Annotated in this window: 12 protein-coding genes; 6 read left to right on the top strand and 6 right to left on the bottom strand. The window is 62.3% G+C overall.

Going from position 1 to position 10,556, the window contains the following annotated elements; all coding sequences use genetic code 11:
* The 4 genes from JKL46_RS33185 to JKL46_RS33170 form a co-directional block, all read right to left on the bottom strand.
* Positions 1-672, bottom strand: a 672-nt coding sequence (locus JKL46_RS33185) for a YukJ family protein (protein ID WP_201842614.1), incomplete at its 3' end; no start/stop codon positions are given.
* Positions 673-832: 160 nt separating this feature from the next.
* The gene (locus JKL46_RS33180) at positions 833-1,789 is read right to left on the bottom strand and encodes a DUF3616 domain-containing protein (protein WP_201842612.1); all 957 of its coding nucleotides are present in this window, start codon (positions 1,787-1,789) and stop codon (positions 833-835) included.
* A 548-nt stretch (positions 1,790-2,337) separates the two neighbouring features.
* Positions 2,338-2,706 (bottom strand): Rossmann-fold NAD(P)-binding domain-containing protein, encoded by a 369-nt coding sequence (locus tag JKL46_RS33175; protein WP_201842610.1) that lies wholly within the window; start codon positions 2,704-2,706, stop codon positions 2,338-2,340.
* Between the two features lie 238 nt (positions 2,707-2,944).
* A complete protein-coding gene (locus tag JKL46_RS33170) occupies positions 2,945-3,328 on the bottom strand; it encodes a hypothetical protein (protein WP_201842608.1) in 384 nt (127 codons plus the stop codon).
* Between the two features lie 550 nt (positions 3,329-3,878).
* Between JKL46_RS33170 and JKL46_RS36505 the strand changes: the two genes are divergently transcribed.
* From JKL46_RS36505 to JKL46_RS33160, 3 genes are all read left to right on the top strand, one after another.
* Complete coding sequence (locus JKL46_RS36505) at positions 3,879-4,001, top strand: DUF3309 family protein (RefSeq protein WP_281400202.1); 123 nt, start codon at positions 3,879-3,881, stop codon at positions 3,999-4,001.
* A 95-nt stretch (positions 4,002-4,096) separates the two neighbouring features.
* Positions 4,097-5,170, top strand: coding sequence for an alkaline phosphatase D family protein (locus JKL46_RS33165; protein WP_201842606.1), 1,074 nt, complete (start codon positions 4,097-4,099; stop codon positions 5,168-5,170).
* Between the two features lie 5 nt (positions 5,171-5,175).
* Positions 5,176-5,997, top strand: coding sequence for an alpha/beta hydrolase (locus tag JKL46_RS33160; protein ID WP_201842605.1), 822 nt, complete (start codon positions 5,176-5,178; stop codon positions 5,995-5,997).
* A 131-nt stretch (positions 5,998-6,128) separates the two neighbouring features.
* On the opposite strand, the gene JKL46_RS37115 is transcribed toward JKL46_RS33160, so the two are convergent.
* Positions 6,129-6,428: a DUF6894 family protein gene (locus tag JKL46_RS37115; RefSeq protein ID WP_425493347.1), complete on the bottom strand. Its 300-nt coding sequence runs from the start codon at positions 6,426-6,428 to the stop codon at positions 6,129-6,131.
* Between the two features lie 253 nt (positions 6,429-6,681).
* Between JKL46_RS37115 and olsB the strand changes: the two genes are divergently transcribed.
* On the top strand, positions 6,682-7,650 hold the full coding sequence (olsB, locus tag JKL46_RS33155) for a l-ornithine N(alpha)-acyltransferase (protein WP_201842603.1): 969 nt from the start codon (positions 6,682-6,684) through the stop codon (positions 7,648-7,650).
* Between the two features lie 20 nt (positions 7,651-7,670).
* On the opposite strand, the gene JKL46_RS33150 is transcribed toward olsB, so the two are convergent.
* Complete coding sequence (locus JKL46_RS33150) at positions 7,671-8,207, bottom strand: PhoX family protein (protein WP_425493346.1); 537 nt, start codon at positions 8,205-8,207, stop codon at positions 7,671-7,673.
* 250 nt (positions 8,208-8,457) lie between these two features.
* Between JKL46_RS33150 and JKL46_RS33145 the strand changes: the two genes are divergently transcribed.
* Together JKL46_RS33145 and JKL46_RS33140 are read left to right on the top strand one after the other, a co-directional pair.
* Positions 8,458-9,453, top strand: a complete 996-nt coding sequence (locus tag JKL46_RS33145; RefSeq protein WP_201842601.1) for a phasin family protein — start codon at positions 8,458-8,460, stop codon at positions 9,451-9,453.
* Positions 9,454-9,724: 271 nt separating this feature from the next.
* Complete coding sequence (locus tag JKL46_RS33140) at positions 9,725-10,072, top strand: hypothetical protein (RefSeq protein WP_210381541.1); 348 nt, start codon at positions 9,725-9,727, stop codon at positions 10,070-10,072.
* Positions 10,073-10,556: the final 484 nt, after the last annotated feature.

Below are 10,556 nucleotides of genomic sequence, written 5' to 3'. Positions count from 1 at the left end.
CGCATGTCTATATGCTTCATCCCGCCGACTTGGGCCGACGAACGCGGATTTCAAGAGCACCCGAGCCGGATCAATAAGAAAGATCGCGGTCCATTGTCGTTGCCCAGGAAACTCGAAGATGAGACCCCCATCCTGCCAGGGGCCATTCTGCTCTGCAAAGCGTCCGGGCGGATTGCCTTGGTTATAATGAATGTCGTGCACCCCCCGGCCCGGCTTGAAACCGAAGTACTTATCGGCCTTGTCCTCTTCCGGACCCCAGGTCTCCCCGAAGGCATAGATCATCGCCAGCTCGTCGGACATGGCGCGTTGAACATAGGCGTCAATCTTCTCGTTCAGGTCATTATCCGGTCCGCTCGCCGAGAGAGGAAGCGGCTTGAACTCCCAGGGTTGAGCGATGTTGCCGCGGATAAAGTCCAGTGCAACTCCGCCTGGCCGGCTCTTGATCGGATGAAGCCCCTCCGGCAGCTCCGCCAGCATGTCGTTGATCGGATGCTCGAAGCGTGATCGCACAAGGAACTCGACTTCGCTTCCGTCCTGCGATCTGACATTGATCGCGATCCGATGGAGCGTGCCGTTCTCGGACACGAGCACTTGGTAATGGGGACTGGCGCCCGTCGCCAGGCGGTTGTTGATCGGCCGCCCCTTGAGGACGGCGTAGTTCTTCAATGGCATCGTGTGCTCCATCCGGTCGTGGGGAGAGGACGAGCCCCAGAGCGGCCAGCGCTGAGGCGGTGGACTTGCCGTCGTGGCCTCCTGGGCCAATGTCGAAGTGGTCTGGGAAGGAGTTCCAAAGCTAACTCAAGCGAACCCATCAGCGTATGCACGATATTAGTCACGGTAAGGTGACAAGATCGGCAATGTAGGACGAGCCGTTGACCCGACCCTCTTGATTTGGGCTGTCATAGACGACGAGGAGCTCCCTTCGATCGCCACGATCCATGATGCAGATACCCTCCGGCTTCTCGGAGCTCTCCGGCCATGTCAAGAGTTCCAATGGACGTTGGATCGTTGGTGTGTGTTGCGGCTTCCAGCGGTAAAGCCTGAATGGTCCCCTCACGGAGCTCACGGGTCCGGCGAGGATCAAGATTGCGTCCCTTTCCGTGACAAGCTCACGAATGCCGAGCCCACCCAGGTCGACAAACAGCGTGCGCGTGCTCTTGATCTGGAAGTCTTGCGTGATGTCGAGCGAGACAACCACCGCGATGCTGTCCACAAGTGGCCCGCGTAGACCCAAGTGCACGTGGTCGCGACTGACGGCAAGACCCTCGATATCAAAGCCGTTCTCCTTACTCGGGAGTTCCAGAAACGGACTGAGATAGGCATCGCGTGCCAGCCGTTGACGCAGACTTCCCTTACCTTTGAAAGGCAGCGCAGCGGCGTCCGCGCGGTCACCTCCATGGTTCTTGAGTCTGATACGAGCCAGCAGTTGCCGGCTCGGACGCTTGCGCAGAGCTGAATTAAGCTCGTCATCAGCCTCTGGCTTCGCCCTAACCCGGCAATGCGAGCCGCAGAGCCAGAGATGCCCATCGCCAATATCGACTGACTCGAGGTCGAGCTCATCGTCGTGGTCCGCTCCGGGAACGGCCTCGATCAGATCATCGAGCTCAAACTGAGCGTGAAGGTGATAGCCGTCTTTGTTCTGGCGCAGACATTCGACAGTCCGACCTTCGTCAGATACCGTCCACAAAAACTCACCCGTGCTTACCAGACCCGAAAGATTGGCCAGCAGTTTCGCGGTCGCGGCCGTGCCATAGTCGAGAAGAACATTGCCTGTGAGCTTGAAGGTCATTTGAGAGGACCTCAGCCGGTTCATGATCATCCTAAAGGGATACGCCGCCTGATCCGCTCTGCCTGCGTACGGGCCCAAACTGCTTTGATTTTATACTTCCTGCCTGCATCCCGTCCAATCACTCATTGTGCTTAGTTTGGCCAAATTGTCGGGTTGCCCATCACGGCGGGATTTGGCGGTTTGGAAAGCACTGCCCTGAAGTTTTCCTCAGCCAGCGGCGTCTTCCGGATCTGCGATGCGGCTTTCATCAAGCGCAGTGGAACGGCGCCGGAGCGGTTTGGCAGCCTCCGAGGAAACACCAATGTCCCACCTGAAATACAAACGTCTGCCCTACGGCCTCGGCTATGCCTTTGATCTCTCAATGAGGGCGAGCCGCGGGCGCCTGCATCGGGTTCACGCGGGACTGGGGAGCAAGAGGTCTCGTGGGCAGTCGATCGGTCGGCTGAGATCTGGAAACGAGATTGGCCATGGCTGCCGATCGCCGTTCGCTCTGAAACGCCCCTCTTCCTACTGGGCACAATCAATCCCCACACCTCTTCATGTTCCTTTCAGGGGGTGGATTGCAGGGCGGCGATGGTCTGTCGAACGCCCTCCCGCAGCGGTGTGACCGAGCCCCCGAACGTGCGCTCGAACTTAGACGTGTCCATCACGAATGGCTGCTCGAACTGATAGAGCACCTCACGGGCCTCGCGGATCTGGCGATTGAACAGGCCGGCCAGGGTCATCATGCCCCGTCCGAGCCGCCGCATCCGGGGCGGCTGGCCCAAGGCCGCGAGCACCTCGGTGATGAAGGTCCGACCTGTCACGGGCGAGCCGCTCGGAATGTGCCAGACTTCGCCCCAGGCGCGGGCATTCGTCCCGAGGAAATCGCTCAGGCAGTGCCAGAATGTGCCAATAAGGCTCCCGAAGACCATCAAGGTTGCGCGGGCTTGCTGACCGGCCGGATCGCGCCTTGGTTGAGGATGCGATTAGTAGCCAACTGATCGACAGCAAAATCTCAGAATCGCTGTTGCAGACTGTCGCATCCGCTGTCGCTGAAACCATTCGCAACATCAAACAGCAAGATCAGGGTGCTTGGTATGATACGCGGAAAGGGTCAGTTCTCAACCAACCGAGCCACAGTGCGGCACCCCGCTTTCACGGTTGTCTCGGATGTCAGGCTTGCGTCTCTTCAGGCCGGTTCCTGCGGCGCTTCTTTCGCTTACCCTTATCGGTGCTATCCGGCAAAAGGGAGCCCGCGACGGCTGTCGCGGTGTGGCCGAGTGTGCCGACGAGACCCGCGGCGATGTCGGTTGTAGCCGAAGCCGCCTTGCTGCCGGCGTCTGCAACAGCCTCTCCGGCTCCAGCGATGTGCTCCGCCGACGGTGCGATCTTGCGGGTCAGGACGGCTGCTGCGGCTCCCGCGGCTGCGATCAGAACGTCAGCCAAAAGGCGGCGAGCTGTGTCATTCTGGAGAATGGCCGCGACCAGATCCGAGTTGCGCAAGGCCTTCGGGAGCTTCACGCCAGCCACTGTTTTGGGAACTTTGGCTTCTGCCATACCGGCTCTCATCTGAAACGCCTCGCCATATAACAATTTGATGACGCCCGCGAAAGATCAATCTAAGCGCTTCAAGAGCGGGCGGAGCGCAGACCAGCCAGCCCACACCACATGGGCCGCACGGATGTATTGTTGTCGGTCCCCCGGATCAGGGACCAAACGCGACCAAGGGAATTCGACGCACACCTCACCTCAAACCCGCGATGGTTCCCGCTCTTCCTGGTGAGGATTGGTGGCAACAGCCTGGCTGCTTGTCAGGTGCTGACATAGCAGCATCCGGGCGGGTTGGCAGCGGCTCTTCCTGGATGCCCGACCTGTGAGCCAGGGTGTTCCTGGCAGCCTCAGCTGAGCGCGACCCTCGTCTGCCGCCCACACGCGATGGCGCTTGGGAGGCGACAGGTTTGACCCCAGGCCACGCTTCCTCGTCCTGCACCCTCCCCCTCCTGAGATCGGGCACCCGTCGCCAGGCCGTCATGGGGATGTCATGGCATCAGGCCTACATTCACCCGGGTCAGCCAAGGCTTGTGGCGGTTCCATCAGGATGCCCGCCATGAGCATTGGAATCTGGCTTCTGATGGCCTCCGCTCTGCTGTCCAAGACCGCGCTCCCGACCTGGCGATATAACCAAGGCTGGGGCGTTCGACCGAGGTTCAGCTTCGTCTCCTTCGCGTGATGATCCTTCTGCTGCTTGTGACAGGCGGCCGCTGAAGAGCTCCTGTCGCCGGGTACGCTGGGACGCGCCCGCTCCAACATGACAGGAGAGCATTGATGCCCCTTCTCATCCTGACAATCCTGCTTTTAGTGCTGCTGCCGGGGCAGCCCTGGGCGCAGGCCGCGCCAGCTCCCTTGACGCGGATCGCCTTTGGTTCCTGTGCCGACGAGGAGAAGCCGCAGCCGATCTGGGACGCGGTGCTCGCCTACCGCCCGGAGCTCTTCCTGTTTGCCGGCGACAACGTCTATGGCGATGTGCGCAATGGCCGGACTGTGCCGGACGAGGACCTCATCGACAGACTGCAGGAGTCCTACACCCAAGCGTCTAAGCTGCCCGGCCTCATGCGCGTGCGGACGACCATTCCCTCTCTCGCGACCTGGGATGATCACGACTACGGTAAGAATGACGCAGGAGCGGACTTCGCGGGCCGGCGCGAAGCCCAGCGGCTCTTTCTCCAGTTCTGGGATGTGCCTCTGTCGGACCCGCGCCACAACCGTGATGGCGTCTATCATGCCCAGACCTTCGGACCTGAGGGGCAGCGTGTGCAGGTGATCCTGCTCGACACCCGTTTCTTCCGCTCTCCCTTGAAGCCCACCAACGAGCGCAACGCCGCAGGCCGCGAACGCTACATCCCGGATGACGATCCCGCCAAGACCATGCTCGGCGCCGAGCAGTGGCAATGGCTTGCCGACCGCCTGCGGGAGCCAGCGGAATTGCGCCTCATCGTGTCATCCATTCAAGTCGTAGCGGAGGGGCATGGCTGGGAGCGCTGGGGCAACTTCCCGCGCGAGCGTCAGCGACTCTACGATCTCGTGCGCGAGACCGGCGCGAACGGCGTGGTGTTCATCTCAGGCGACCGGCACATCGGCGGCCTTTACCGCGAGATGAGCGGCACGCCCTATCCGCTCGTTGAGATCACCTCGAGCGGCCTCAATCAGGTCTTTCCCGGCAACCGCGAGGCAGGCCCGAACCGGTTGGGCGCCGTCTACGGCGCGGCGAACTTCGGCACGGTGGACGTTGACTGGTGGGAGGGCGTAGTGGCGCTGTCGCTCCGCAACGAGGCCGGCGAGGTGGTGCGGCGCACGAGCGTCAGGCTCGCTGACCTGCGCGCATCTGAGCCCGCCCGCTAGGCGCCATGCGGCTCGGGCGCGTCTTAGCGTGCGGCACCCTGGCGCTGGCCGCACTCTATGTCGGCCTTGTTGGTACACTTTATCTCGCACAGGACCGGCTGCTCTATCCCGCGGCCGGCCAGCCGGTCGCGAGCATCACGGCAGATGTGGCAGGCTTCGAGACGCTGCGTCTCGACACCCCGGACGGGGAGCATCTGGTCGCCTGGTGGAAGGCGCCCGAAGCGGGCAAGCTGACCATCCTCTACTTTCCCGGCAACGACGATCCCGACAACACGCGCCGCGCGCGGGCGAGGCTTCTGGGCGCGACAGGCCACGGGGTCCTGATGGTGGCCTATCGGGGCTTCTGGGGCTCGACGGGGCGGCCGCACGAGGCGGGCCTGCACTCGGACGCCCGCACGGCTTATGCCTGGCTCACGAGACAGGTGTCGCCCTCCCGCATCGTGCTCTTCGGCGAGTCCCTCGGCAGCGGGATCGCGGTGCGGCTGGCGACCGAGATCCGGGCCGCCGGTCTCATCCTCGATGCACCCTACACGACGGCGGCTGCGATCGCCGCGGACCGGTACCCGCTTGTGCCGGTGCGCTGGCTCATGCGGGACCAGTACCGCTCGATTGACATCGTCGGCCAGATCAAGGTGCCTCTCCTCGTGCTGCATGGCAGCGAGGACCGGGACATCCCGATCCGCTATGGCGAGGCGCTCTACCAGGCGGCCACCGCGCCGAAGCGCTTCGTCAGGGTCGCGGGGGCCGGCCACACCACGCTGCTGGCACCCGGCGGGCTGCCAGCGGTCGAGGCTTTTCTCGCCTCCCTTAACCCGCAGGGCTCCTGACGCGGAGGCTCTACCGCTGGACGAAAGCCCAAAAGCGCTCAACCATGAAAGTCAGAATGCTCACAGGCTTCGCAGGTCAGCACCAGACCTTGGTTGAGGACCACCTGCACCGTGCGGACCTGATCTGACAATCAGCCGGCGCCTTCGAGGGCATGGCTCACCGACCCGCCTGGATTTCGCTCAGAGTAAAACAGAGGGCGGGCCTCCGAGACAGCAGTCTCAGCCCGAGCGACACTGCACACGATGACGCCAGCGCTGTCCTGCACCTCGATCCGCCAGGGCAGTGCGCTCCGGATCATCCAACTCTCAAGCGGGGCGCGGGCATCCTCAAGGGCATGCCGGCGAGCGGCGGGCCTATCCAGCACAAGGCCCATGGGGTCAGGATACAAGCCGTGCCCGTTCGTCCGATGGAAGTAGTAGGAGTGCTGCATGTCGGCTCCGCTGATCAGGGCGGGCATTTCACGGGCGTATGACGACAGTGTACGTCCCAGCCTCTTGGCTTCAACGCAGCACAATTGCTGCCCTGGTGCTTCTTCAAGCGATCCCGCACCAGCTTGTCGGCAGTGGTCTGTCCCTTTCCCAAGTCAGTATAGGATCTGTCACAGAACTGTTGAAGGCCTGTGGTTGAGCTTGTCCGGCATGCGGCTGATGAGGATCGACCCCGGGCCGCGAAGCGGAGTTTCAATGCTGCTCTCTCATGTGCTGAGTCAAGTCATGGCTGTCGGCCCGATGCACGCCGGGTTGGGGTACGCGTTGCCGTTGGGGCCGAGACTTGGCGATGAGGCTCATGGCGCGCTGCAGCCGAGGCCCGGCACGATCATTCCGACCGATGAAGCCCCTCATCCCGTGCTCGGGCGCATAGGCTCGCTTGAAGTCCGGCTCGCCACGAGCGCGGAGGAGATCCGGTCCGCCCAGCGATTGCGGTTCGAGGTCTTCTACAAGGAGATGTCGGCTGTTCCGGGCCGAATGTCCCGGTTCATAGGTCGGGACATGGATGAGTACGATGCCGTCTGCGACCACCTTCTCGTCCTCGACCACGACCTGACGTGTGACCCCCTCCGGCCTTCCAAGCCGAAGGTGGTGGGCACCTATCGCCTGCTCCGCCGGGAGGTCGCCGAGTGCCATGGCGGGTTCTACACCAGGGGCGAATACGACATCACTCCCCTGCTGCAGGCTCACCCCAACCTGCGCTTCCTGGAGCTTGGCCGCTCCTGTGTGCTCAAGCCCTATCGCAGCAAGCGCACCGTCGAATTGCTGTGGCATGGGATCTGGGCCTACGTGCTGCACCACCGCATCGATGCCATGATCGGCTGCGCCAGCCTCGAGGGGACGGATCCGCAGAAGCTTGCCCTGCCCTTGAGCTTTCTGCACCACTACGCGCGGGCTCCTGAAGCCTGGAGAGCCCGTGCTCGTCCAGAGCGCTACATCGCCATGGATATGCTCGCGAAAGAAGTGGTCGACCCACGGCTTGCCCTTCATGCCCTCCCGCCGCTGATCAAGGGCTATCTCCGGGTTGGGGCCACCTTCGGAGATGGTGCGGTGATCGATCGGCAGTTCGGCACCACTGATGTTCTGGTCGTCTTGCCCGTGTCAGCGATCAACAAGCGGTACATCGACCATTTCGGATCCAATGCCGAACGGCTCGCGGCGTGAAGTGCAGCCTGCCTCAGGGATCATGGCAAGGATTGGAGCAGCGACAGGATCGCCGGCCGGCGGGTGATGGGATTGTCGAAGGTCGCTGTCGCACCTTCCTCCGCCTCACCGGGCTGCTGCACGGAGAGGACCAGCGACTCGTCGTCCGGAGTGAAGAAGGGGCCGCACAACTCGCCGCCGTCTGGTATCATCTCGACGTTGTGGCCGAAAGCGTTGTTCCCGCGCGGATTGGCGGCATCGACCTGATCGTCCTTGCGGCGTGTGTTGTTCGTCAGCATGACGTAGACGTGGTTGGTCTGAGGATTAGCCTCGATATCCTTGGGGCGATCCATCTTGGTCGCGCCGAGAAGGTCCGCGGCGCGGCGGGTCTCGATCAGCACATCGGCCTCGCTCCTGAAGCTGTTCGCCTCGGTGAGCGGCCTCTGGCCATAAACCATCGGCAGCCAGGTGCCCTTGCCGTCCGGGTTGCACTTGGCGACGTAGAGAATGCCCTCGTCGAGGAGCCCGAAATTCGCAGTCCGGTTCTGCGTGATGAACTCGGTTGGAACATGGGGCACGGTCGATGAACGAATCTGTGTCGATAAAACCAAGAATGGATCGCGCAGCGCGACCGAGCGTTGGGCATGAGTCCCTAACCGGTGGCCATTGGACGCACGACAAAGCGATCGGTACTTAATGATCCCTTGTTGCTTCGTCTGCTCGAGCGGTATGCGTCGCGCGTTTTGGGACAACCGACATACCAGTGTCACAAGCCAGGGTCCAAGCTGCAGCGCTTGAGACTGTCTCCGTCACAGCTTGCGAGGGACAATGACGACGACCGGACGCTTCCCCCAAACACCGCCGGACAGGGCCAACGAACTCTTCGAGAAGCTCCTCGCCACATCCAACACCGCGCTCAAAACCCGTGAGCGGCTGTTTACGGACCTGAAGGCAGAGCTGGAACTTCTCGCCAGCCTTCAGGAAGAACACCTGTTCCCGGTGCTGCGACAGCACGGGATGCATGATCTCCTGCGAGAGGCCATCAATGATTATGAGGAAACGGCCGCGCTCTTAGGCGAGTTGGAGCGCAGGCCCAAGAACAGCGCTGAGTTCATCAGCCAAGTGACCGAGCTCAGACGAGCCTTCCAGCAGCACATCCGTAACGACCAGAAGGAACTGCTTCCCGCCGTGCTCAAGGTGTTGAGCGACGAGGAAGTTCATGCCGTAGCCGAGAGAGTGGAGGATGAGATGGCGAACTTTGACGAAACCAAACGCACCGAGGCCCGACAGGCCCGCGAGCAGGACGACGCCGCCCAGCGGGTGACGCAGGACGTGGCGGAGACACTGCGCGCCAGCGTGGACGGCGCGCAAACCATGGCGCGGGCCATGCAGGACGCGATCGAGACCAGCTTCGGGGCGTTCTCGGAGCTGGCCCGCCGCAGCACCGGCCCGAACTGGCAGATCTTTGGCCGTGCCGACGGTGAAGCACTCGGGTTGAGCGAAGAGGCGGCGCACAACCTGCGGGCTGTGTCCCAAGCCAGCACGACCCTGGCGCGCGGCCTGCAGGACGTTTCGCGCGAGGCGGTCGACCGCAGCCAAAAGCGCCTGCAGCGCAATCTGGATGGCCTGCGGGCGCTCGGCCGCTGCCGGTCGATGACGGACCTGGTCGAAGTGCAAACCTCCCTTGTGCGCGACAACCTGGAGCAGACGGTCGAGAACAGCCGGCGCATCGCCGAGCTCACGATCCAGATGGCCGATGAGGCCGCCCGCACCGTGACCGCGCAGGCCGACAAAGCGGCCCAGCGCTTCAGCCGCGTGGCATAAGCATCGCTCTCGCTCCAACCAGCACACGCTCCCGGCTCATCAGCCGGGAGCCCAGGATGGCTCCCAAGTTAACGGAAACGCGCCGGATTGGAGAGCATGAGGCGGTGTGTTGGGTCCCGTCCTTCAAGCTGATCAAGGTGCCCAAGACGCAGGGTGAGGGTTAGGCTCCAGCCCCACGCCGCGGACATCGTCAGACACAAGGGCTCTCCATGGCCGATCCGCTTCCCGACGTCCTCCAAGCCGAAATCGACATGGCGCAGAGAGTCCTTCATTGCTCGTGGAACTTGTCAGCCGTGCCATGCATGCCCGCAATATCAGGGCCCACATCACCAACTTGCTCTCACGGGTGACAGTCACCCCCAGCATCCAGGCAGCGGAGCAGGCAGGTGAAGACGCTGTGCGGTACTTCCAGGGCCTGGAGAGACTGCCCTCTGTTCCAAGCGCCACGCAGAACGAAGCGGCCGCCAAGGCTCTCGCCGTCGCGGAAGCGGCTTTCAAGGGGCTGAAGGAAGAAGGCGACGAGATCGATCCGGCTATCTTGATCTGCGACCCGGATTTTGACCTCAGGCTCGAGATCCTTGGCATAGAGGGCTTCGAAGAGGATCAGGCGCTGGGCTGAAGGGTTACTGCCCTGATCAACACCTATTTCCTCCAGAACGAGAATTCAGGTCCAACCGCCGCCTCTCTGAGCTCACAGACCGCGAGACGGCAAACCGAATCGTAGAACGTCTGCCGCTGAGCATGTTGGGTTGAGATTCCCGATTTTGGAGCAGCCGCAGCCATCTTGGCGTGAGACTCTGAGGCTTTGGGATCTCAAATTACCTGCCAATGTCAGACGGTTCCGGGAATTCCCTGCCCTGCTCCATTCCGGCTCACGCGATGCTCTGCCTGGTGTTGATGCCCAATCAACCCCTCCGGTCGTTTGTTGACCGGCTGGGCTCAACTCGTTCCAAATCCAAGCACCGTTTTTGAGCTGGAATCTCGTGTTAACTGCCCAAAGCCAACGAAAATCTCATATGGGGATGCGATTGTGTGCGTCAAGTTCTGCAAAGCGGGGCGGCCGGTCAGGCTGGCTAAGCGGCTTCGCGGAGTTGATCCTTCTT

Source organism: Microvirga zambiensis WSM3693 (assembly GCF_016735695.1).
GTDB classification, from domain to species: domain Bacteria; phylum Pseudomonadota; class Alphaproteobacteria; order Rhizobiales; family Beijerinckiaceae; genus Microvirga; species Microvirga zambiensis.
This window is presented reverse-complemented; position numbering and strand designations above follow the sequence as displayed.